General features: G+C 63.7%; 24 protein-coding genes. 19 read left to right on the forward strand and 5 right to left on the reverse strand.

Annotated elements, in window-relative coordinates:
* Window positions 1-208: 208 nt before the first annotated feature.
* Entirely contained in the window at window positions 209-1,711 is a 1,503-nt protein-coding gene (locus tag ACOJB8_RS35530; protein WP_069268889.1) for a sensor domain-containing diguanylate cyclase, read from the reverse strand.
* Window positions 1,712-1,860: 149 nt separating this feature from the next.
* A complete protein-coding gene (locus ACOJB8_RS35535; protein ID WP_475016836.1) occupies window positions 1,861-2,238 on the reverse strand; it encodes a DUF427 domain-containing protein in 378 nt (125 codons plus the stop codon).
* 218 nt (window positions 2,239-2,456) lie between these two features.
* On the opposite strand from ACOJB8_RS35535, the gene ssuD reads away from it, so the two are divergent.
* The 3 genes from ssuD to ACOJB8_RS35550 all read left to right on the forward strand — a co-directional run bounded on the left by ssuD (window position 2,457) and on the right by ACOJB8_RS35550 (window position 5,293).
* Window positions 2,457-3,602: an FMNH2-dependent alkanesulfonate monooxygenase gene (ssuD, locus tag ACOJB8_RS35540; protein ID WP_069268891.1), complete on the forward strand. Its 1,146-nt coding sequence runs from the start codon at window positions 2,457-2,459 to the stop codon at window positions 3,600-3,602.
* A 117-nt stretch (window positions 3,603-3,719) separates the two neighbouring features.
* Window positions 3,720-3,965 (forward strand): helix-turn-helix domain-containing protein, encoded by a 246-nt coding sequence (locus tag ACOJB8_RS35545; protein ID WP_110382893.1) that lies wholly within the window; start codon window positions 3,720-3,722, stop codon window positions 3,963-3,965.
* A gap of 2 nt (window positions 3,966-3,967) precedes the next feature.
* The gene (locus ACOJB8_RS35550; protein ID WP_475016837.1) at window positions 3,968-5,293 is read left to right on the forward strand and encodes a type II toxin-antitoxin system HipA family toxin; all 1,326 of its coding nucleotides are present in this window, start codon (window positions 3,968-3,970) and stop codon (window positions 5,291-5,293) included.
* A gap of 57 nt (window positions 5,294-5,350) precedes the next feature.
* Here ACOJB8_RS35550 and ACOJB8_RS35555 read toward each other — a convergent pair whose 3' ends face one another.
* A complete protein-coding gene (locus ACOJB8_RS35555; RefSeq protein WP_069268894.1) occupies window positions 5,351-6,271 on the reverse strand; it encodes a LysR family transcriptional regulator in 921 nt (306 codons plus the stop codon).
* Window positions 6,272-6,466: 195 nt separating this feature from the next.
* Between ACOJB8_RS35555 and ACOJB8_RS35560 the strand changes: the two genes are divergently transcribed.
* The 12 genes from ACOJB8_RS35560 to ACOJB8_RS35615 all read left to right on the forward strand — a co-directional run bounded on the left by ACOJB8_RS35560 (window position 6,467) and on the right by ACOJB8_RS35615 (window position 16,724).
* Window positions 6,467-7,603 (forward strand): muconate/chloromuconate family cycloisomerase, encoded by a 1,137-nt coding sequence (locus ACOJB8_RS35560; RefSeq protein ID WP_475016840.1) that lies wholly within the window; start codon window positions 6,467-6,469, stop codon window positions 7,601-7,603.
* Between the two features lie 28 nt (window positions 7,604-7,631).
* On the forward strand, window positions 7,632-7,922 hold the full coding sequence (catC, locus tag ACOJB8_RS35565; RefSeq protein ID WP_475016842.1) for a muconolactone Delta-isomerase: 291 nt from the start codon (window positions 7,632-7,634) through the stop codon (window positions 7,920-7,922).
* Between the two features lie 44 nt (window positions 7,923-7,966).
* Window positions 7,967-8,902 carry a catechol 1,2-dioxygenase gene (catA, locus tag ACOJB8_RS35570; protein WP_069268897.1) on the forward strand — a complete coding sequence of 312 codons (936 nt, stop codon included), beginning with the start codon at window positions 7,967-7,969 and terminating at the stop codon, window positions 8,900-8,902.
* A gap of 114 nt (window positions 8,903-9,016) precedes the next feature.
* On the forward strand, window positions 9,017-10,387 hold the full coding sequence (locus ACOJB8_RS35575) for a Rieske 2Fe-2S domain-containing protein (protein ID WP_368728643.1): 1,371 nt from the start codon (window positions 9,017-9,019) through the stop codon (window positions 10,385-10,387).
* Window positions 10,384-10,872, forward strand: a complete 489-nt coding sequence (gene benB / locus ACOJB8_RS35580; protein WP_368606393.1) for a benzoate 1,2-dioxygenase small subunit — start codon at window positions 10,384-10,386, stop codon at window positions 10,870-10,872. Before ACOJB8_RS35575 ends, benB begins: the two co-directional genes overlap by 4 nt.
* A gap of 52 nt (window positions 10,873-10,924) precedes the next feature.
* Window positions 10,925-11,947 carry a benzoate 1,2-dioxygenase electron transfer component BenC gene (gene benC / locus ACOJB8_RS35585; RefSeq protein ID WP_475016845.1) on the forward strand — a complete coding sequence of 341 codons (1,023 nt, stop codon included), beginning with the start codon at window positions 10,925-10,927 and terminating at the stop codon, window positions 11,945-11,947.
* Window positions 11,944-12,720, forward strand: a complete 777-nt coding sequence (gene benD, locus ACOJB8_RS35590; protein ID WP_475016847.1) for a benzoate diol dehydrogenase BenD — start codon at window positions 11,944-11,946, stop codon at window positions 12,718-12,720. The genes benC and benD overlap by 4 nt, the downstream gene beginning before the upstream one ends.
* An 84-nt stretch (window positions 12,721-12,804) precedes the next feature.
* Window positions 12,805-13,539 carry an ABC transporter substrate-binding protein gene (locus ACOJB8_RS35595; RefSeq protein WP_475016849.1) on the forward strand — a complete coding sequence of 245 codons (735 nt, stop codon included), beginning with the start codon at window positions 12,805-12,807 and terminating at the stop codon, window positions 13,537-13,539.
* 484 nt (window positions 13,540-14,023) lie between these two features.
* Entirely contained in the window at window positions 14,024-15,184 is a 1,161-nt protein-coding gene (locus ACOJB8_RS35600) for a porin (protein WP_069268903.1), read from the forward strand.
* Window positions 15,185-15,442: 258 nt separating this feature from the next.
* Window positions 15,443-15,820, forward strand: coding sequence for a MarR family winged helix-turn-helix transcriptional regulator (locus ACOJB8_RS35605; RefSeq protein ID WP_475016851.1), 378 nt, complete (start codon window positions 15,443-15,445; stop codon window positions 15,818-15,820).
* A 56-nt stretch (window positions 15,821-15,876) separates the two neighbouring features.
* Window positions 15,877-16,005, forward strand: coding sequence for a hypothetical protein (locus tag ACOJB8_RS35610; RefSeq protein WP_342947516.1), 129 nt, complete (start codon window positions 15,877-15,879; stop codon window positions 16,003-16,005).
* A gap of 32 nt (window positions 16,006-16,037) precedes the next feature.
* Complete coding sequence (locus ACOJB8_RS35615) at window positions 16,038-16,724, forward strand: trimeric intracellular cation channel family protein (protein WP_342947632.1); 687 nt, start codon at window positions 16,038-16,040, stop codon at window positions 16,722-16,724.
* A gap of 11 nt (window positions 16,725-16,735) precedes the next feature.
* On the opposite strand, the gene ACOJB8_RS35620 is transcribed toward ACOJB8_RS35615, so the two are convergent.
* Complete coding sequence (locus ACOJB8_RS35620) at window positions 16,736-16,900, reverse strand: hypothetical protein (protein ID WP_368728645.1); 165 nt, start codon at window positions 16,898-16,900, stop codon at window positions 16,736-16,738.
* Between the two features lie 164 nt (window positions 16,901-17,064).
* Here ACOJB8_RS35620 and ACOJB8_RS35625 point away from each other — a divergent pair, with 164 nt between their 5' ends.
* From ACOJB8_RS35625 to ACOJB8_RS35640, 4 genes are all read left to right on the forward strand, one after another.
* Window positions 17,065-18,168, forward strand: coding sequence for a porin (locus ACOJB8_RS35625; RefSeq protein ID WP_475016854.1), 1,104 nt, complete (start codon window positions 17,065-17,067; stop codon window positions 18,166-18,168).
* A gap of 54 nt (window positions 18,169-18,222) precedes the next feature.
* A complete protein-coding gene (locus ACOJB8_RS35630; protein ID WP_342947518.1) occupies window positions 18,223-20,754 on the forward strand; it encodes a glucose/quinate/shikimate family membrane-bound PQQ-dependent dehydrogenase in 2,532 nt (843 codons plus the stop codon).
* A 139-nt stretch (window positions 20,755-20,893) separates the two neighbouring features.
* Window positions 20,894-21,931: a porin gene (locus ACOJB8_RS35635; protein ID WP_475016856.1), complete on the forward strand. Its 1,038-nt coding sequence runs from the start codon at window positions 20,894-20,896 to the stop codon at window positions 21,929-21,931.
* A 22-nt stretch (window positions 21,932-21,953) separates the two neighbouring features.
* Window positions 21,954-22,094 carry a hypothetical protein gene (locus ACOJB8_RS35640; RefSeq protein WP_406951783.1) on the forward strand — a complete coding sequence of 47 codons (141 nt, stop codon included), beginning with the start codon at window positions 21,954-21,956 and terminating at the stop codon, window positions 22,092-22,094.
* A 430-nt stretch (window positions 22,095-22,524) separates the two neighbouring features.
* Here ACOJB8_RS35640 and ACOJB8_RS35645 read toward each other — a convergent pair whose 3' ends face one another.
* The gene (locus ACOJB8_RS35645; RefSeq protein WP_475016858.1) at window positions 22,525-22,965 is read right to left on the reverse strand and encodes a hypothetical protein; all 441 of its coding nucleotides are present in this window, start codon (window positions 22,963-22,965) and stop codon (window positions 22,525-22,527) included.
* Window positions 22,966-23,086: the final 121 nt, after the last annotated feature.

Raw genomic sequence — 23,086 nt, forward strand, 5'->3', positions numbered from 1 at the left:
GACGCGCGCGGCTGGCTCGCTTGCTGGCGCGCGGCGCAGCATCACGCCAGCACGGTAGCCCGCACTCAGGCCGGTGGCGTCACGCCGCTAGCCTGAGTGTGTGAAACGAGGGCGCAAGGCCTTCGGCAAGCCGGCATGCTCACATGCCGGCCGCTTTTTCTTCCCCGCTTTTCTTACGGTATCCGAAGCTTTTTGCGCGCCTCGGGCTTCAGGCATCACGCGCCGCGTCGGTTTCCAGCGACGTGCGGCTCGTTTCGTTGCGGCGGCGCTTGGCCTCGTACATCGCCGCGTCTGCTTCACGCAGCATCGCTTCCACGCTTTCGCCTTCCTCGCAGCTGGCAAAGCCCATTGAAAAGCTCAGCTTCGGTCCGCCGTAGAACTGGTTGTTCAACTCCACCAGTTTGTTGATGCTGTCCACCACGGTTTCCGCATCGCGCAGATCGGCGCCAGGCATCAGTACGGCGAATTCGTCGCCGCCAATGCGCGCAGCCTGCCAGGGCTTCTGGATCGCTTTCGCGAGCACTTCACCGGCGCGGCGCAGCAACGCGTCGCCGGCGGCGTGGCCGAGCTGGTCGTTCACCGTCTTCAGATTGTCCATATCGACGACGATCGCGCTCACCGGGAACGGCCCCTTGCGATGCAGTCGGTTGAGTTCGTCCACATAGAACGAGCGGTTCTTGAGCTTCGTGAGCACGTCGTGCTTGCCGAGGAATTCGAGGTAGGCCTCGGCTTTCTTGCGCGCCGTGATGTCGGTGAGCGCGAGCAGCACGAGGTCCCACTGCGCTTCGTGGCCTGGGAACACGGAAAACTGCAGGTGTACGTTGACCTCGCTGCCGTCGAGCGCGTAGTTCACCACCTCTCGCTGCTGAAAGAGGCGGCCTTCCCAGAGATCGAGCAGCTGCTCGCGAAAGTGCGGGCGCATTTCGTCGCGGAACACCTCGGGCAGGCGCGCGAGCAGCGTGGCTTTGTCCGGTGCGCGAAACATGCCCAGCGTGTAGTGATTGACGTCGAGCACCTGGATTTCGCTCATGCAGCGCTCGACAAATTCGGGGTGCACGTCGGTAAAGGTACGAAAGTCGACGATGCCCTGCTCACGGACCTCGTTGAGCAGCTCGCGAATGGCAGAGAAGTTTTCGACCCACAGCGATACCGGCGAGTGTTCGAAAACGCCGAGCGCGTATTGCTCGCTCACCGTCGCCCGATGGCGCGCTTCTTCGAGCGCCGAGACATCTTCGATCGCCACGAGCACGCGGCTCCAGTCGGCTTCGTGGCCCGGCAGAATCACGCCGCGCAACAGGATGTCCATGCGCCGGCCGCGCAGCGTGTAGTTCACGCTCTTGCTCTCGAACGTGCTGTGCCCGGCCCACATCTGCTCGAGTTCGCCGACGTGTGCCTGGAACATGTCGTCGCGCAGCACCTGCGGAAGATGCGCGGCAAGTTCTTCGTAGTCGCGCGCACCGTAAAGATCGAGCGTATGGCGGTTGACCTTGAGCACGCGAATGCAGGCCGAGCATTCGGCCACGCGGCGCGGATCGTCTTCGAGGAACTGGCGCAGGCTGGTCACGCCTTGTGCGCGCCAGCTGTCGAACAGCGCTCGCAGCTGGCTATAGTCTTCGAGCCACAGCGAAGTGGGCGTTACGTCGAAGAAGTCGAGCAGATCGACGCCCATGTTGGCAAAACTGGCCGCGGTGGCCGGGGTGCCTTGTTGCATGTCGGTTGAATGTAAGGGAACGGGGTGCGGCGGGCTGCGCCGCACGAATTACCGAATCCTGGCACACCTTGGAGCCCGAGTGGGCATCGACGATGCAGATGTCGCGTCGCCTGGCGATACGTTACGCATCGAAAGGCGGCGCAGGGCGCTCAGTCGGACGTTTCGATCGAATCGACACGATCCGGGTAGAACGCAAGATGGTCCTTGATTGCCGACACTGCTTCATGCGGCGTTTCATAAGTCCATATTGCGTTTACGGCTCGCTCGCCGCCTGGCGTGATCGAGTAGTACGAAGCCTCGCCCTTGTACGGGCACCAGCTCTTGTGTTCCGTGCGTGAGAGCAGCGACATGTCGGCGTCCTCGCGCGGTATGTAGAACACGGCCGGATAGCTCGCCTCGCTCAGCGTGAGCGCGCGGCGCGTGTCGGCGATCACGCGGCCGCCTGCTGTCACCACCACGTGTGTGCGCGCCGGTTCGACCGTGATCGGATGATCGGGACCGGGAATTTTGACGGTCCGTGTGTCCATGGCTGGGTTCCTCGCGAAAGGGGTTGGAAATGCGGACGTTTAGCCGAATACATCATATGCAATTGCAGATTAACTGGTAGGGGAAAACGCTGCAGGCTGTTTCAATGAGGGCGCGACAGAGTTCGACGCACGGGCGGCGATAGTCACGCGATTGCGCCGCGCGCCATCGTGCTTCCAGTCTTCACCCGCGCCTTCATTTACCCGCAGCAGGATCACTGATGAGCCTCGATATCTTCTGGTTCTTGCCGACTTCCGGCGACACCCGCTACCTCGGCAAATCCGATTTCGGCCGCGCGCCGACCAACGCCTATATGCGCCAGATCGCCGTGACCGCCGAAGAGCTCGGCTACGACGGTCTCCTCATTCCCACCGGGAGCAGCTGCCTCGACCCGTGGGTGACGGCGGCGAGCCTCGCGCCCGTCACGCAGCGCATCAAGCTGCTCGTCGCGCTGCGCACGTCGCTCGGCGGTCCCACCGCTTCGGCGCGCCAGGCGGCCACGCTCGACCAGGCGTTGAACGGCCGTTTGCTGCTCAACGTCGTGCCGGGCGGCGACGCCACCGAACTCGCGGCCGACGGCGTGTTCCTCGCGCACGACGAGCGCTATGAAGCCGCCGACGAATTCCTGACGATCTGGCGCGACCTGCTGCGCGGCGAGACGGTGAACTTCGAGGGCAAGCATTTGCGCGTGCAGGGCGCGCAGAACTTTCACGCACCGGTCCAGACGCCGCATCCGCCGCTGTATTTCGGCGGCTCCTCGCCGGCGGCGCACGAACTGGCGGCAAAGCACGTGGACGCCTATCTCACGTGGGGCGAGCCGCCCGAGGCCGTCGCGCAGAAGTTCGCCGATATCCGCGCCCGGGCGGCACGCCATGGACGCACGCTCAAGCTCGGCGTGCGCCTGCACGTGATCGTGCGCGAGACCAACGACGAAGCGTGGGCCGCTGCTGAGCGCCTCATCAGCAAGCTCGACGACGACGATATCCGCCGCGCCCAGGAAAACTACGCGAGCATGGATTCGGTGGGCCAGCGCCGCATGGCCGAGCTGCACGGCGGCAGCCGGGACAAGCTCGAGATCAGTCCGAACCTGTGGGCCGGCGTGGGCCTCGTGCGCGGCGGCGCGGGCACGGCGCTCGTGGGCGATCCGCAAACCGTGGCGGCGCGCCTCAAGGAATACGTGGATGCCGGCGCGGACAGTTTCGTGCTCTCCGGCTATCCTCACCTCGAAGAGGCGATTCGCTTCGCCGAACTGGTGTTCCCGCTGCTACCGGGCAAGAAACCGGTGACGCTGCGCGACCAGGCTCTGACGGGCGGCGCGTTCGACGTGCGTGCGCATGAGCGGGCGCAGCAGGCCGCTCGCGCGTGAGGAGCCTTGCCGGACGATTATTCGTGGGAGCGATAAGTCCGTTTTATTCGTGTGAATGATATTGGCGAAATATTCCCCACAGGCATATAATCGGTTTATGCCTCACAGGAATATGCCATGAAGATCATCGTCCAGACGCCAGGCGGGCTTGGCGAGATTCTGCAATCGGCCCGCAAGGCGCGCGGCATGACCCAGGCGCAGGCCGCGGCGCATCTCGGCATCGGCCAGCCGCGTCTTTCCGCGCTCGAAACCACGGGTGCCGCCAGCCTCTCGCTCGAGCAGATGCTCGCGCTTTTCGCGCTCTACGGGCTGGAACTCTGCGTGCAATCGCGCGAGGCGGCAGCCGGCGCACCGGAGTGGTGAGCATGGGCCGCAAATCGCATTCGCGCGCGCTATCGATCTGGGCCAACGGCGAGCGTGTGGGTATGTGGATCATGACGTCCGCCGGCGACACCGAGCTGCGTTATGACGACGCCTGGAAGCGTTCGGCCGTGGGCCGGCCGCTTTCGCTCTCGCTGCCGTTCGGCATCGGCGACGTGCCGTTGCGCGGTGAGCGCGTGCAGCACTATTTCGACAATCTCCTACCCGACAGCGAACCCATCCGCCGCCGCATCGCCACGCGCTTTCGCACCGATACGCTCGAGGCCTTCGACCTGCTCAAGGCCATCGGGCGCGATTGCGTGGGCGCGGTGCAACTGCTGGGCGAGGACGAAACGCCGGGGCGCGTCGACCGCGTCGAAGGCACCGCGCTGAGCGATGCCGTCATCGAGCGCCTGCTGCTCGAAACGGCCGGCGCGCTGCCCGGTGGCGCGCACGAGACTGACGATCTGCGCATTTCGCTAGCGGGCGCGCAGGAGAAGACCGCGCTCCTGCGCCACCGCGGCAAATGGCTACTGCCGCGCGGCGCCACGCCCACCACGCATATTCTCAAGCTGCCACTCGGGCTGATCGGCCATCGCAAGGTGGACTTCAATACCTCGGTCGAAAACGAATGGCTTTGCCTGGCATTGCTGAGGGCCTATGGGTTGCCGGCTTCGCAGGCGCAGATACTCCACTTTGGCGCGCAGAAGGTGCTCAGCGTGGAGCGCTTCGATCGTACGCGCTCGCGCGCCGGTGGCTTGCTGCGCCTGCCGCAGGAGGACTTCTGCCAGGCGCTCGGCGTGCCGCCGCATCGCAAGTACGAAGCGCATGGCGGCCCCGGCGTGCGTGAAATTGCGGGTCTCCTGCGCCAGTCACTGCAGGCACGGGAAGACCTCGAAACGTTTCTCACTGCGCAAATCGTCTTCTGGATGCTCGCGGCGCCGGACGGCCACGCGAAGAATTTCAGCATCCGCCTGCTGCCGGCAGGACGCTTTCAGCTCGCACCGCTCTATGACGTCATGTCGATCTGGCCCGTCGAGGGCGACGGCGGCAATCAATGGTCGTGGCACAAGGCGTCGCTCGCCATGGCGGTGTGGGGCAAGGCGCGCCACTATCGCATGCGCGACGTGAAGCGCACGCATTTCGACGCCACCGCGCAGCTGTGCCACTACGGGCCGGACGCGGGGCCGCTGATCGAGCGCGTGCTGGCGCGTACGCCCGGTGCGATAGAGGAAGTCGCGGCGGCGCTACCCGAAGGCTTTCCCGAGCGGGTAGCCGAGCGGCTCTTCGACGGCTTGCGTTTTTCGGCGGAGCGACTGGCTGCGCAGTGACGGTGTGCGCCGCCGTACGCGAATTCCTGAACGAACAGGCCAAGACGGCACATCGCTTCACGACTTTTGCTTCTTCGAAGGCAGCCACGTTTGAGGCTCGGCGTACATTTCCTTGACCAGTTGCTTCACGAGATCGACGTAGACTGAATTGTCGTTCACGCGGTGATTCAGGATGATTGGCGAGGTCGCGTGGTCGCTGTCTATCAGCCGGTAGTGCACGTCCTGCCGCAACTGCCGCGCTGATGCGGGGATCACACATACGCCGAACTCGGCCGCGACGAGCCCCAGCGCCGTCTGGATTTCCCGCACTTCCAGCACTTCACCCGGTTGCACGCCGTCGCCGTGCAACACGTTCAATACCTGATCGGCAAAGCTGGGGCGCGGCTCCTTGGGATAAACAATCAGTTTCTGCCCGGCCAGTTGCTCGATGGGGATGGGTGTGGATTCCTGCGCCATCTCGCTGCCGATCGGCACCACCACCGCCAGCGGCTCTTCGCGCAGGACGATGCCGGCCACGTTGGGGTCGCTGTGGCGCACGCGTCCGAAGCCGATGTCGATACGGCCTTCCTTCAACGCCTCGATCTGTTGCACCGACATCAGTTCGACCATCTGGATGTCGAGTTCCGGCGCATTCTGGCGCAGCTTGCGCATCAACGGCGGCAGTCCCGAATACAGAACGGAGGCGACGAAGCCGATCGACAGCACGGTGCGGTGATGCAGTCCCACGTGTTTGGCCGTCGCCTGCAATTGTTCGACGCGCCCAAGAATCTGCATGGCCTGCTCGTAGACGAGACGTCCCGCATCGGTCGTGCGCACCGGCCGCGTATTGCGAATCAGAAGGGGCACGCCGATCTCTTGTTCGAGCAACTGAATCTGCCGGCTCAGCGGCGGTTGAGCGATGCAAAGCTGTTCCGCGGCGCGCGTGAAATTGCGCTCGCGCACGACGGCAACGAAGTAACGAAGCTGGCGGAGATCCATGGTTCCTTCCCAAATGAAGCCATCAAATTGTCAATACTCTGAAAATATGATGCGCCGCAATATTGGCCTGTTTATGGGCGATTGCGGGGTTTCCATATTATAAAGGTATGGAATTTGACGCAAATAGTATTGGATCAGCCTCAGGCGCGGCGTGTATAAATCCACCATACCTTCTTCACTTACGCAGCCTTCGAGATGACTTCCGCCACGATCGAACGTATCGAAACCCGCCTCGTCGATCTGCCGACGATTCGCCCTCACAAGCTGTCCGTCGCCACGATGTACGGGCAAACCCTGATGCTGGTGAAGGTGTATTGCAGCGATGGCGTAACCGGCATCGGTGAAGGTACGACGATTGCCGGCATGGCCTACGGTCCGGAAAGCCCGGAAGCGATGAAGCTGGCGATCGACGCCTACTTCGCCCCGGCGATGATCGGCCAGGACGCCACGCGAATCCAGGCGCTCATGGCGCATCTGGGCAAGCTCGTGAAGGTCAATCACTTCGCCAAGTGCGCGCTGGAAACGGCGCTGCTCGACGCGCAGGGCAAGCGTCTCTCCGTGCCGGTGAGCGAACTGCTGGGCGGCCGCCGCCGCGAACGCCTGCCGGTGGCATGGACGCTCGCTTCGGGCGATACCGCCAAAGACATCGCCGAAGCCGAGGCGATGCTGGAAGTGCGCCGTCACAATATCTTCAAGCTGAAAATCGGCGCGAAGGAGTTCAAGACCGACATCAAGCACGTGGCCGACATCAAGAAGGCGGTGGGCGATCGTGCCGCCGTGCGCGTGGACGTCAACATGGCCTGGAGCGAGACGCAGGCGGCCTGGGCGATTCCCGCGCTGGCGCAAGCCGGCTGCGAACTGGTCGAGCAGCCGGTGGCTTCGCCCGCGGCGCTTGCGCGCCTCATGCGCCGGTTCCCGGTAGCGTTGATGGCCGACGAAATCCTGCAGGGACCGGAAAGCGCGTTCGAGATCGCGAAGAACGAGGGCGCCGATGTGTTCGCGATCAAGATCGAACAAAGCGGCGGACTTTTCGCGGCGCAGCGCGTGGCCACGATTGCGGACGCCGCGGGTATCGAACTGTACGGCGGCACGATGCTCGAAGGCGCGTTCAGCACAGTGGCGTCGGCGCATCTGTTCGCGAGCTTCGCCAACCTGCAGTGGGGCACCGAACTGTTCGGCCCCTTGCTGATCACCGAAGAAATTCTGACTACGCCGCTGGACTACAGCAACTTCGAGCTGACCGTGCCGAACGGTCCGGGCCTGGGCATCGAACTGGACGAAGCGAAGGTCAAGCGCTTCACCCGCGACGGCCTCATGAAAGCCACGAAGTAATCCGGACACCTGATAAACGGACAAGACGATGCTATTCCACGTACGCATGGATGTGAACATGCCGGCCGACATGCCGGCCAATGTCGCCAACGAAATCAAGGCGCGCGAAAAAGAGTACTCGCAGGAACTGCAGCGCAGCGGCAAGTGGCGCCATATCTGGCGACTGGTGGGCGAGTACGCGAACTACAGCATCTTCGACGTAGAGAGTAATGCAGAGCTGCACGACATTCTCACCGCCTTGCCTCTTTTCCCGTACATGAAGATAACGGTCACGCCGTTGTGTCGCCACCCGTCCTCCGTCAGGGCCAACGACGCTTGAGCTGATTCCCCCTCAATACCAGCAAGCACCAGGAGACAAAGACCATGAGCGCAAAAGTATTCGACACGAAGGAAGTGCAGGACCTGCTGAAGGCCGCTGCGAATCTCAACGGCAGCAGCGGCAACGCGCGTTTCCAGCAGGTCGTTTATCGGCTGCTGGGCGACCTGTTCAAGGCCATCGACGATCTCGACATCACGCCCGATGAAGTCTGGGCCGGTGTGAACTATCTGAACAAGCTCGGCCAGGACGGCGAAGCGGCGCTGCTCGCCGCCGGCCTCGGCCTCGAGAAGTACCTCGACATCCGCATGGACGCCGCAGACAAGGCGGTGGGTCTCGAAGGCGGCACGCCGCGCACGATCGAAGGGCCGCTGTATGTGGCAGGCGCGCCGGTGCGCGAGAGCGTTTCGCGCATCGACCTGAACGCCGACGCCGATGCCGGCCCGCTCGTCATTCACGGCACGGTCACCGGCCTCGACGGCAAGCCGCTCGCCGGCGCCCTGGTCGAATGCTGGCACGCCAATTCGAAGGGCTTCTACTCGCACTTCGACCCGACCGGCGCGCAGGACGACTTCAACCTGCGCGGCGCGGTGAAGACCGGCGCGGACGGCAAGTACGAATTCCGCACGCTGATGCCGGTGGGTTACGGTTGCCCGCCGCAGGGTTCGACCCAGCGTCTGCTGGACGGCCTCGGCCGCCACGGCAACCGCCCGGCGCACGTTCACTTCTTCGTGACGGCGGATAACAGCCGCAAGCTCACCACGCAATTCAATATCGAAGGCGACCCGCTCATTTGGGACGACTTCGCCTACGCGACGCGTGAAGAGCTGATTCCGCATGTGGCCGAAAAGACCGGTGGCACCGCGCTCGGCCTGAAAGCCGACACGTACAAGGACATCGAGTTCAACTTCACGCTCACGCCGCTGGTCCAGGGCAAGGACAACCAGCTCGTCCATCGCCTGCGCGCCGCAGCGACGGCGTAATCGCCCCAGCATGGCGGCGGCACGTTGCCGCCGCCACTCCTTTCTCCGCGATCATCTTTCGACACCGATGCAGGAACTCCGTACTGCGTGTGGAGTATGCATAGGAGAGCTAATATGTCAGCCATCATCGACAAAGCCAGTGACCTGGATCATCTGCTGTCCACCGCCGTGCAGGACGACAAGCAAAACGGTGTGTTCCGTTGCCGACGCGACATCTTCACCAATGCCGACCTGTTCGAACTGGAGATGAAATACATCTTCGAGAAGAACTGGGTGTACCTCGCGCACGAAAGCCAGATTCCTGAAAACAACGACTACTACACCACGTGGCTGGGTCGTCAACCGGTCGTCATCACGCGCGACAAGACCGGCACGCTCAACGCCGTGATCAACGCCTGCGCGCACAAAGGCGCCATGCTGTGCCGGCGCAAGCACGGCAACAAGGGCAGCTTCACCTGTCCGTTCCACGGCTGGACGTTCTCCAACACCGGTAAGCTGCTCAAGGTGAAGGACGAAAAGACCACGGAATACCCCGTGCAATTCAACAAGCAGGGCTCGCATGACCTGAAGAAGGTCGCTCGCTTCGAGAACTATCGCGGCTTTCTGTTCGGCAGCCTCAATGCCGACGTGCAGCCGCTGGAAGACTACCTCGGCGAAGCGAAGATCATCATCGACCAGATCGTCGACCAGTCGCCGAACGGCCTCGAAGTGCTGCGCGGCAACTCCTCGTATGTCTACGACGGCAACTGGAAGATGCAGATGGAGAACGGCTGCGACGGCTACCACGTCAGCACCGTGCACTGGAATTACGCCGCGACCATGGGCCGCCGCAAGGAAGACGGCACCCAGGCGGTGGACGCCAATAGCTGGAGCAAGTCGGTGGCGGGTGTTTACGGCTTCGACCACGGCCACATCCTCTTGTGGACGAACACGATGAACCCCGAAGTGCGGCCGGTCTACAAGCATCGCGACGAAATCAGGGCGCGCGTGGGGGAAGTGCAGGCCGATTTCATCGTCAACCAGACGAGAAACCTGTGCCTCTACCCGAACGTGTTCCTGATGGACCAGTTCAGCACGCAGATTCGCGTGGTGCGCCCGATCAGCGTGGACAAGACCGAAGTGAACATTTTCTGCTTCGGGCCGAAGGGCGAGAACGCGGAAGATCGTGCGACGCGCATTCGCCAGTACGAGGACTTCTTCAACGTCACGGGCATGGGCACCGCCGACGACCTCGAAGAGTTCCGCGCCTGCCAGGCGGGTTACGCCGGCACGACGGCGATGTGGAACGATCTCTCGCGCGGCGCACCACTGTGGGTCGAAGGCGCGGACGACAACGCAAAGAAGATGGGCCTCAAGCCGGTCATTTCCGGCGAACGCAGCGAAGACGAAGGGTTGTTCGTGGTTCAGCACGAGTACTGGGTGCACGCCATGCGCGACGCCCTCGAGCAGGAACTGAACCACGCACAAGCGGGAGCGCAGGCATGAGCAACGATTACCAGACAATCTGCGCCGCGCTGTACCGCGAAGCGCGCCTGCTCGACGATCGCCAGTGGGAAGAATGGCTCGCCTGCTACGCAGAAGACGTCACGTACTGGATGCCCGCGTGGGACGACGATGACCAGCTCACCGACGACCACGAATCGCAGATCTCGCTGATGTACTACCCGGATCGCGGGGGGCTCGAAGACCGTGTGTTCCGCATCAAGACCGAACGCAGCGGCGCTTCGATGCCGGAGCCGCGCACGAGCCACAACGTCACGAACGTGGAAGTGCTGGCGGACCGCGGCGAGGAAGTGGAAGTGCGCTACAACTTCCACACGCTCAATCATCGCTACCGGGCCACGGACCATTTTTTCGGCACGATGTTCGTCACGTTGCGTAGGGCCGGCGACGGCTTCCTGATCGCCTACAAAAAGATCGTGCTGAAGAACGACTACATCCGGCAGGTGCTCGACGTCTATCACGTGTGAGATCACGTTTGACATCGAGCCTCAGATTCAACATGGGATAGAAGGAGACACCATGTCCAGCTACAAGATTGCACTCAATTTCGAAGACGGCGTCACGCGTTTCATCGACTGCAAGGCGGGCGAAAAAGTGCTCGATGCGGCCTTTCGCGCGCGCATCAACCTGCCGATGGATTGCTCGGACGGCGTGTGCGGCACCTGCAAGTGCCGCGCGGAAAGCGGCAGCTACGACCTAGGCGAAGACTATATCGAAGACGCGCTGACCGAAGACGAAAAGGACAGCGGTCTCGTGCTCACCTGCCAGATGGTGCCGGAAAGCGATTGTGTGATCGCCATTCCCGCGTCTTCCACGGTCTGCAAGACAGGGCAGAGCAAGTTCGCGGCCACGGTGGCGAAGGTCGAACAGCACAACGACGCCGCGGTCGTGCTCGAACTGGATGTCGATGCAGCGGGTCCCGTGTTCCTGCCGGGCCAGTACGTCAACATCGACGTGCCGGGCAGCGGCCAGCATCGTTCGTATTCCTTCTCTTCCGCACCGGGCGAATCGAAAATCAGCTTCCTGATCAAGAAGATTCCGGGCGGCGTGATGAGCACGTGGCTCGAAGCCGCACAAGCGGGCACGAAGCTCGAATTGACGGGGCCGCTCGGCAGCTTCTATCTGCGCGACGTGCAGCGGCCGCTGCTGTTCCTCGCGGGCGGCACGGGCCTGGCGCCGTTCCTTTCGATGCTGGAAGTGCTCGCGCGCACCAACGCGCAGCAGAAGGTGCACCTGATCTGCGGCGTGACCCGCGACCTCGACCTGGTGCTCGTTGAAGCCATCGAAGCCTACGCGGCGAAGCTGCCGAACTTCAGCTTCGCTACCGTGATTGCCGATGCGGATTCGACTCATCCGCGTAAAGGCTGGGTCACGCAACATATTCCCGCCGACGCCCTGAACGATGGCGACGTCGACGTGTATCTGTGCGGCCCGCCGCCGATGGTGGACGCCGTACGCAAGTATTTCGACGACGAAGGCGTGAAGCCCAACAGCTTCCACTACGAGAAGTTCACTCCCAACGTAGTCCCGAAGGCGGCATGATCATGCAACGATTCGCAGGCAAGGTCGTCGTCGTCACCGGGGCGGCGCAGGGAATTGGCCGCGGCGTAGCGCTGCGTGCGGCGGCCGAAGGCGGCCAGGTGGTGTTCGTCGATCGGGCGGATTTCGTGGCCGAAGTCGCGGCCGAGGCGCAGGGCGCGCAAACAGCGGGATTCGTCGCCGACCTCGAAACGTATGAAGGCGCGAAAGCGGCGATGGATTTCGCCGCGCAGAAGTTTGGCGGCATCGACATTCTGATCAACGGCGTGGGCGGCGCCATCCGCATGCGTCCGTTCGCGGAATTCGAGCCGGCGCAGATCGATGCGGAAATCCGCCGCTCGCTCATGCCCACGCTTTACGCATGCCATGCCGTGCTGCCGCATTTGCTCGAACGCGGGCGCGGAACCATCGTCAACGTGTCGTCGAACGCCACGCGCGGTATTCGCCGCGTGCCGTATTCGGCCGCGAAGGGCGGCGTGAATGCGATGACGCAGTCGCTGGCGATGGAATACGCGGAGCGCAATATCCGCGTGGTCGCCACGGCGCCGGGCGGCACCGAAGCGCCGCCGCGCCGCATTCCGCGCAATGCCGCGGGCGACAGCGAGCAGGAAAAGGCCTGGATGGGCGAGGCGGTGCGCCAGGTCACCGATTCGACCTTCTTCAAGCGCTATGGCAGTCTCGACGAACAGGTCGCGCCGATCCTCTTTCTCGCTTCGGACGAGGCGAGCTATATCACCGGTTCGATCTTGCCGGTCGCCGGTGGGGACACGGGCTGAGCGATGAACGCGTGGTGATGGTGGGCGCGCACAGGCGGGCGGGGTGATATGCTCGAAAGACCCCGATTTCGCCCCGCGTTCCCCATGTCCATCGATCCCGCTGTCGTCAAAGCCTTCGCGCCCACGGGCACGTTGCGCGCCTCCATCAATCTCGGCAATCCGATACTCGCGAATCGCGATGCGGCGTCGGGCGAACCGTTCGGCGTTTCCGTCGATCTCGCGCGCGCTTTCGCGCAGCATCTGGGTGTGCCGCTCGAACTTGTCGTATTCGACGCAGCGGGCAAGTCCGTCGAAGCCGTGAGCGACGAACGCGCGGACTTTGGCTTCTTTGCCGTCGATCCCAAGCGAGGCGAAACGATCGCGTTCACCGCGCCTTATGTATTGATCGAAGGCTTCTATCTGGTTCGCAACGATTCGCCGGTGCGCACCAATGCCGAAGTCGATCAACCGCATAGCCGCGTGGCCGTGGGCAAGGGCAGTGCCTACGATCTTTTTCTCACGCGTGAACTGAAGCAGGCGCAAATCGTGCGCGCACCGACTTCGCCCACCGTCGTGCAGACCTTCCTCGAACAAGGGCTCGAAGTGGCCGCAGGGGTGAAGCAGCAACTCGAAGCCGATGCCGCGAAAGCCGGCGGCTTGCGTCTGCTCGACGAACGCTTCATGGTGATTCGCCAGGCCATGGGCGTCGCAAAGCGCCGCGGTCCGCAGGCCGCCGAAGCGCTTGGTGCGTTTGTCGAAACGATGAAGGCATCGGGATTCGTCGCGCAGGCATTGGAGCGTCACGCCATAGCGGGCGCATCGGTTGCGCCGGCTGCTTGAACGAATCAAGCCAAAAGAGAGTGCGCATTAAAAGAATAATCAACGCGCTCCACAGGGCCGATTAGCTCAGGGATTCTCGATGAAGATAATCGGCCTTTCTCGCCTGGCTTAATGCATCGCTTCGAAAGCATTATGTAATTGTCTCGACGATATTCACGCCCCGCACATTCCTCGACGTGCGTCGAGCCTTGCCGGGCGTGGTTGTGCCATCGACGCCACGTCACTCGAATTTCGACACCATTTTTATTTTCGGCACCCTATCATGCGGGTGTTCGATTCGCCCGCACTCACCGCACGATTTCCATTTTTGCCATTGCTCTATCAACACTGGTCAATTGCGTAACTCGCAATAATCATCGGTGAATTGCTTTTCGATTTTGAATCCGCACCGAAATGGAATGCACGCATATGAGATTGCACGTCGATGGTGCCGGCCGCCTGAATTCGATGCATTGACCCACCGCCCAATCCGGAGCTTAAAAACATGAAAAAATCGCTACTCGCCGCGGCACTTCTGAGCGCCTTTGCTATTTCGGCGCACGCGCAAAGCAGCGTGACCCTCTACGGCCTGATCGACACCGGTCTCGTCTACACGAACAACCAGTTCGGCCATAGCAACTGGCAGCTCAACAGCAGCTCCACGCAGAATACGGTGTTCGGCCTCAAGGGTTCGGAAGATCTGGGCGGCGGTCTGCACGCAATCTTCAAGCTCGAACAAGGCTTCCTGCTCAACAACGGTGCGCAGGCGTTCTCGGGCCTCGGCTTCGGCTCGCAAGCGTGGGTGGGCCTGCAAAGCGATCCGTACGGCACGCTGACGTTCGGCCGCCAGTTCGACGTGATGAACGACCTCGTCGGCCCGCTCACGGCAGAATTCAACACGTGGGGCGGCAGCCTCGCGGCTCACCCGTTCGAGAACGACAACCTCGCCGCGAACTCGGTGGTCATCAACAACTCCGTCAAGTACGCGAGCCCGACCTGGTACGGCGTGACGTTCGAGACGATGTACTCGTTCAGCAACAAGGCCGGCGACTTCGCGAACAACCGCTCGTACGGTTTCGCCGTTTCGTATAGCCAGGGCCCGCTGAACCTCGCAGCCGGCTACCTGCAGTTCAACAATGCGGGCAACAGCAGCGGCGCGGTCACCTCCAGCGACACGAGCGCGAACTTCCTGGCGGAACGTCAACGCGTCTGGTCGCTCGGCGGCAACTACACGTACGGCCCCGCGACGGTGGGTCTGGTCTGGAGCCATTCGCAGATCGACAACGCCTCAGGCGTCTACTCGTTCGGCACGGGCACCTATCTTGGCTCGAACGACGACTCGGCCGGCTCGCTCGCCGGTTCGCTGCGCCTCGACAACTTCGAAGCGAACGTGAAATACGCGCTCACGCCGGCATGGAGCGTTTCGGGTGCGTACACGTACACGCACGGCGCCTACAACGGCACGAACCCGGGCTGGAACACGGCGATGCTGCAAACGGACTACGCCGTCAGCAAGCGCACCGACTTCTACCTCGAAGGCGTATACCAGAACGTGCACGGCGCACCGCAAGGCTCGGTGCTTTCGCACGCCATGATCAACACGCTTTCGCCTTCGTCGACCGATACGCAGGTTGCCGTGACGGTGGGCATGCGTCACGCGTTCTAAGTCGATTCGGCGATGACGTCCGCGGGGCATCTGTCCCCGCCGGACGTTTCCCCTGCGCGGCGGGCTTCCTCTCGAACGAGGGCCCGCCGCGTTGTCACATCCGCATCCCCGCATCCGCTCGATCGTGTTTCCCCGATCCAGATAGTTGAAATTTTCAACTATTTGACTATACTGGCGTCCAGCTAGCGTACGGATGGGAGCACGCATTTGTATTCGGATTTCCTCACCTTCAGGCTCGATCAAACGAGCGCGCTGCTGATGGATCGTGCCAACGCGGTCTACCGCGAGCGCTGGGACCTCGACGTGCGTGCCATGCGCGTGCTGCGCATCATCCGCGCCGAGCCGGGCATCACGCCCAAGGCCGTTTCGCAGCGCGCGCTCATCGAAAAAACGCTGCTTTCCAAAACGCTCGGCGAACTCGAATCGCGTGGCCTGATTGGCCGCGGCACGCATGCGCAAGACCGGCGCAGCGTCGTGCTGCGCGTCACGCCCGAGGGCGCGAAAGTGGCGAATGCCTCGGAAAAGGCCGGCTCGAAGCTCGAAGCCGAACTCGCGGCCGTCCTCACCGAACACGAGCGCAAGACGCTCGACCAGTTGCTCGCCAAGCTTGCGCAGAGCCTGATCGACGGTGTTTGAGATCGCGGCGCGCACGCCGCACATTGCACAATGAAATACGCATGAAGGAGTCGTCCATGCCGAATCTGGTCGAAACCGTGGCGCCCTCCATTGGCGCGCTGCTCGACCCCACCTTGCGCACCGGCCTCGAAGCGATGCTGTGCGCGGCCGCCGCCTGGCTCGGCCGCGAAAGCGAGGCGGCGTGAGCGTGGCACTCGGGGCGCACGTGGGCGCGCATATCAACGCTCACACGGCCTATACGGTACTCGACCTGATCGGCACATTCGCCTTCGCGATCTCTGGCGCCGTTGCCGCGCGGCAGCGGCGGCTGGATCTGTTCGGCATCGTCGTCGTGAGCTTCATGGTGGCGTGCGGCGGCGGCATCATCCGCGATCTGTGCATCGGCGCGGTGCCGCCAGCGGGGCTCGCGAACTGGGCCTACCTCGCCGTCACGCTGCTGGCTACGGGGCTGACCATTGCCGCGTATCCGCAGGTGCGGCGGCTGCGTCATCCCGTGCTGTTGTTCGATGCGATCGGTCTTGGACTCTTTGCGGTGGCAGGCGCGCAGAAGGCGCTTGCGTACAGCCAGAGTGCGGAGCCGGCCATCCTCCTCGGCATCGTGAGCGCGGTGGGCGGCGGCGTGATGCGCGACGTGCTGCTCTCGCGCGTGCCTGCCATTCTCGAGCGCGAGATCTATGCGTCGGCGGCGCTGCTTGGAGCCGCCGTGCAGGTGGGGCTCACGTATGCGGGCTGGTCGACGTTCTGGACGCCCTGGGTGGCCGTGATTTCGTGCGTGGCGCTGCGACTGGCGGCGCTCTACTTCGGCTGGCGTTTGCCGGTTTTTCACGCTGCGCGCTCGGCTCAGCCGCAAACTGTCCAGCGTGGCGACGCCGCGAAGGCCGATTCGCGGCACGACGCGCGCTAGCGCCAATCACCTTACGCCACGGGTTCGAACGCGATTTCGCCCGTTCGCATCGCGCCGATCTTCGGGCCGAAGCTGCGGATGTTCGAGAGCGTCGCGTTGTGGTGCGCATGGTGCGGCGCGGCACGCGAAATGCTCTGCGCCACCACCGCCGTCGCGCGCATGCAACTGTGCGTCATTTGCCGTCCAGCCAGAATACGGCTTTCTTCACCACGCGCTATGCTTTTTGGTGCGCGATGTGGCCGGCATCGGCTCGGCCACGCCGGCTTGTCTGCACGTTCAACCACGTTATCCGCCCCGGCATGGACCGGATCAAGCAAGAAGACTCCACGAGGGAGCCAACGTGAAAGCGACTCTGGGCGTAGTCGTGCTGCTCGCCGCCAGTTCGGCCGCGAGCGCACAATCGAGCGTCACGATGTATGGCCGCGTGGATGGCGGCATCGAATACCTCAATCACATCGCGAACGGCAACGGCGGCAGTTCGAGCCGCTGGAGCGCCGAAGGCGGCGACTGGGGCACCAGCATGTTCGGCCTCAAGGGCACTGAGGACCTGGGCGGCGGCAGCGCCGCGATCTTCAACCTCGAAACCGCCGTGCAGATCATGAACGGCACCACGGGCGGCGGCCGGCTCTGGTCGCGCCGCGCCTATGTGGGTTTGAAGAACGACACATGGGGGCAACTGCAAGCCGGCCGTAATCTCTTCATCGACAGCGACGGCGTGTGGGCATTCGATCCGTTCGTGCAGCAGGCAGTGTCGTCGGCCTCGCTCGTGCGCGGGCGCAACTGGCAGCAAACGAGCAACAACGTCGAGTATCACAGCCCGTTATGGAACGGCCTCGACGTGCAGGGCCAGTATTCGTTCGGCAACCAGCCAGGCAACTTCAACGCCGGCGCCGAAGGCGAGTTCGGCCGCTCGGACGGCATCATGCTCTCGTATCACTCGCCGCTCTTCGACCTGCGCGGCATCTACGACGAACTACGCGATTCGAGCGGGCGCTTTTCCAACATCTTCACGGCCTCGCGCGAATACTTCGTGGGCGGCAACCTGCGCGTGCAGAAGTTCAAGATCCAGGCGGCGTACACGCATTACTCCGCACCCGATTCGCCGCCCGGCATTTCCGATACGGCCGACCACTACTGGCTGGGCGCGACCTGGCAGGCCACCCCGAAGTGGGCGGTGACCGCCGCGGGTTTCTATATTCATGTAGGCGAGGGCGGCGGCGACGCCTCGCACGACCCCGCGAGCCACGCCATGCTCTACGCGCTGGGCGCGACGTACAACCTCAGTGCGCGCACGTTCCTGTATGGCACGGTCGCGTATGTGGACAACAGCAAGAACGGCACGTTCTCGGTGTTCGCGACGCCGCGCGACTCGAGCACGCCGACCAGCCCCATGGCTGGCCAATCGCAGACGGGCGCCTACGTGGGGATGATGCACGTGTTCTGACGCCACGCTTTTTCCGCCATCGCAGACGACATTCTTCGAGGAAGGGTTGAGATCATGGCCAGACTATCGAAACCGCTGGGCTTCATCGGCGTCATCTCCGTGCTGTTCACCTTGCTCACGGCGGTGTATCTGCTGGCTGGCGGCGTGTGGCTCATGTCGCTCGGCGGCTCGCCTTACTACGTCGTGACGGGCGTGCTGCTGCTCGTCTTCGCGTGGCTGCTGTGGCGCGCGAGCCCCTCGGCGTTCGTGCTCTATGCGATCGTGCTGATCGGTACGGCGATCTGGGGCCTCTGGGAGTCGGGGCCGGACTTCTGGGCGCTCGTGCCGCGCTCGGGCGTGCTGGTGGTGTTCGGCATCTGGCTGCTCGTGCTCATGAGCTGGCATCTGGAGCGCCCGCGCCAGTTCGGCGTGCTTGCGCTCGTGGTCGGGCTGCTCGTATGGGGCGGCGTGCTCGTCTATGCGCATTTCAACGACCCGCAGCAGATCAACGGCTCGCTCGCGGCGGTGAGGGCCACGCCGGCGCCGAACGTCGACGGCATCGAGCCGTCCGAATGGCCCGCTTATGGACGCGACCAGCAAGGCACGCGCTATTCCCCGCTGCAGCAGATCACGCCCGAGAACGTGCATAACCTCCAGGTGGCCTGGACCTTCCGCACCGGCGACATGAAAGGCCCCAACGATCCGGTCGAGATCACCAACGAAGTCACGCCGATCAAGATCGGCGATCTGCTTTACCTGTGCTCGCCGCACCAGATCCTGTTCGCGCTCGACGCCCAAACCGGCGAGCTCAAATGGAAGTTCGATCCGAAGCTTCAGGCCGATCCTTCGTTCCAGCACGTGACCTGCCGGGGCGTGTCGTTCGTGGACCTTTCGGCGGCGTCCGTGAACGCCGCGGCGGCGGACCTGGGAGCGACGGCGACAACGCCCGCGGCCGCATCGGACGCCGCGGCGGCTTCCGGAACCGAAGCGGGTGGGCCAGCCAGTGATCCCGCGTCGGCAACGCAAGCCGCCGCGCCCGCGAGCGCACCCGCGGCCGCAGCAACGTCTGCCGCCGCGAACGGCACCTGCATGCGACGCATCCTGCTGCCCGTGAACGACGGCCACCTGTATGCACTCGATGCGCTGACGGGCGAGCGCTGCGCGGGCTTCGGCAACAACGGCGACCTCGACCTGCAGCACGCCATGCCGGTCACGACGCCGGGCATGTACGAGCCCACCTCGCCGCCGATCGTCACGAACAAGGTGATCGTCGTGGCGGGCGCCGTGGAAGACAACTTCTCGACGCGCGAGCCCTCCGGCGTGATCCGCGGCTTCGACGTGCGCACGGGCGAATTGCTGTGGGCGTTCGATCCGGGCGCGGCGGACCCGAACAAGATTCCGGGCCCCGGCGAGCACTACGTGTGGAATTCGCCGAACTCGTGGGCGCCGGCCGCCTACGATGCCAAGCTCGACATCGTTTATCTGCCGATGGGCGTGAAGACGCCGGACATCTGGGGCGGCGACCGCACGCCCGACCTCGAGCGCTACGCAACGGGCCTGCTCGCGCTGCACGCGTCGACCGGCAAGCTCGCCTGGTTCTACCAGACGGTGCACCACGACCTGTGGGACATGGATCAGCCCTCGCAGCCCACGCTCGCCGACATCACCGACAAGGACGGCAAGACCGTGCCGGTGGTGTACGCGCCTGCGAAGACGGGCAACCTGTTCGTACTCGACCGCCGCACGGGGGCACTCGTGGTGCCCGCGCCCGAAATGCCGGTGCCGCAGGGCGCGGCGCCCGGCGACCACGTCTCGGCCACGCAGCCGTTCTCGGCGCTCACGTTCCGGCCGTCGAAGAATCTTACCGACGCCGACATGTGGGGCGCCACGATGTACGACCAGCTCATCTGCCGCGTGATGTTCCACCAGCTGCGCTATGAAGGCACGTTCACGCCGCCTTCGCTGCAAGGCTCGCTGATCTTCCCGGGCAACCTCGGCATGTTCGAATGGGGCGGCCTCGCCATCGACACCGACCGGCAGATCGCCGTGGCGAACCCCATCGCGCTGCCGTTCGTCTCGCGGCTCATCCCACGCGGGCCGGGCAATCCGCTCGAGCCGCAGCCGGGCGCGAAGGGCAGCGGCACGGAGGCGGGCATCCAGCCGCAATACGGCGTGCCTTACGGCGTGACGCTCAATCCGTTCATGTCGCCGATCGGTTTGCCTTGCAAGCAGCCGGCGTGGGGTTATATCTCCGTCGTCGACCTGAAGACCAACCAGATCGTCTGGAAAAAGCGCATCGGCACGACGCGTGACAGTTCGCCGATTCCCGTGGCCTTCCGCACGGGCATGCCGATGCTGGGCGGTCCGATGGTGACGGCGGGCGGCGTGATCTTCATCGGCGCGACGGCGGACAACTACCTGCGCGCCTTCGACGTGAACAACGGCAACCGGCTCTGGCAAGCGCGGCTGCCGGCGGGCGGCCAGGCCACGCCGATGACGTACGCTGTGAACGGCCGCCAGTTCGTCGTGATCGCGGCAGGCGGGCACGGCTCGTTCGGCACGAAGCTCGGCGACTACGTGATTGCCTACGCGCTGCCGAAGCAATAAGCAACGCGCGGCCGCCCGGCTGCACCGGGTGGCCGCGGCTTGCGGTTTTTCCACGCGGCGGCAGGTCACAAGCACGACGCCTGCCGCCCCTCATGCAGCATGCGACGCACCGCTCGTGCGCTTCACCCGCTTTTCCCACATGAGTCGAACATTGCGCGCAGCGCGCGCCTGGGCGGTGTTGTCTGCGGCAACCTTCGCCACGTTGCACACGATAAGCGCACACGCGCAAAGCTCGGTCACGCTGTACGGGGCGCTCGACACGAGCATCGAAGTGACGAATCCGGGCGCGGGCTGGGTCGCGCGCATGGACTCGGGCGCGTATCGCGGTTCGCGCTTCGGGCTGCGCGGCGTGGAGGATATCGGCGGCGGCATCAAGATATTGTTCGAGCTGGAAAACGGCTTCGGCTCCAACGACGGCAGCTTTGCCGTAGCGAACACGATCTTCAACCGCCAGGCGTGGATAGGACTCGGCACGCAGTGGGGCACGGTGCGCGTGGGGCGGCAATACTCGCCGATCTATATCCCGTTCAAGGGACAGCTCGACGCGTTCGGCGCGGGCACCATCGCTTCGGGCCTCAACAATCTGTCGAAGATCACGCCTTATGAAAGCAACGCGATCACGTATCTGTCTCCCGACATCTACGGTTTCTCGACCACGCTGATGGCCTCGCTGCGCGATCCGTCCACGGGCAGCAACGGGCTGGCCGGCAACATCGAAACCGTCGAGTGGCGGCACGGACCGTTTCGCATCTCCTGGGCGCATCAACAGCAAAACGGCGATGGCGCGCTGCGAGCCAATCTGGGCGGCGTGTCGTATGTGCTCGGGCCGGTGACCGGGTTTCTCGCGTACTTCAATGGCGATGGCGGCACGCCGCGCAACCACAACAACGGCGTTTCGGTCTCGGCGCGCTATGCGGTGACCTCGCGGTTTCGCGCTTCACTGGGTTACGCGTGGGTGCACGACCTCTCGGGCGCCGACAACGACGCCGACCAGTTCAGCGCCGCGTGCGAGTACGACCTTTCGAAGCGCGTGCTGCTCTACGCGAGCGCAGGGTGGCTGCGCAATCGCAATCAGGCGACCTTCACGCTGCGCGGCGTGAACGTCACCGGCCTTCCGCCGTCCTGGCCGGGCGCGCCTGTGCGCGGCGTGCAGTTCGGCATGATCGACCGCTTTTAAAGCGTACGGCTTGCGCCGGGCATTGCACGATAAAGTGGCGCTAGCGGACTTCCCAGGCGCGCTGATCGTGGCCTCGCAGGACGCCGATTTCATCGGCGCGCTCGCGCCGACGCATACGATGCAATGGAGCCGCGAGGGATGGCGCTACGATCCCGTCATCTGATCCATCGGATAACGAATCGTGCGACCTGATACATAGTCATACTTACCGATTTCACTGCCGATCTCCCTGGAATCGGCAGGCGGTTTCACATGCGTCCATGCCGACGGATGTGACTGTACGTCGGAAGCACTCCATTCAATTGGGCGAAATGCGGGGACTTGCCCGGCCAAATTGCTCCGTTGCCTTTTGCCGATTCGCCCCTGTCGTGATGGCCGCGAAAATACGGTAAAACTTGCTTTTTTGACGTTTCCTCAGACTACGCTGCGAGCGCAACGGTCGCGGCAATAACGCCGGGAATTTCGTGGATCTCGCGCTTCGGCGAGTGCGTTGGTCCGAGGCGATCATCTGCAATCCAAAGAAAAGGCCTCGCTCGCTAACGCTGGCGCATTCGGGCTGTCTGGCGGTGTTTGCAACGCGAAGATCGCGACGCCTAGTCGAAGGCCGTGCAGAGGCGCTCAATCGGTACCGCGATCAGTATGCAGATCGAAAAAGCGAGACCAAAAGTGAAGGCCACGGAAGCCGTCGCTCCGCACCAGGCGACGAAGCGGTTGGCGTCGCGTTTTTCGTGCGCGACGTAGGCAATCTTGCGCCAGGCGCGGCCGGCGGCGTAGGTAATGGCGAGTGCAAGCACGAGCGCACAAACCGAGGCGATGCCGAGGATCCACTGCGTGCCGTGCCAGCCTGGCATCGGATCCTGCGAGACGACGTCGGCGCAGGCCGTGGAAACGAGCGTGACGCCGAGCGCCAGATGCAGCAGCCAGATGAGCGGCACCGCGCACAGACCGAGCCAGGCGGCGACGCGCTGTGCGCGCGTTGGCTCTGGGTGGGAGCCGGCGCCGGGTGGTTGCCCGGATGTGGGGGCGGGCGTCATGGGGTCCTCCAGCGAGGCGGCATGAGTTCGCGGCGCAGGAGATGTGCCCGGTGGACGTTATTCGATTTTACATAACATAAAAACTAGTCGTTTGCAGAAGCTAACTTTGGCTGGCGTTACA

Source organism: Paraburkholderia sp. BR10141, from assembly GCF_056155635.1.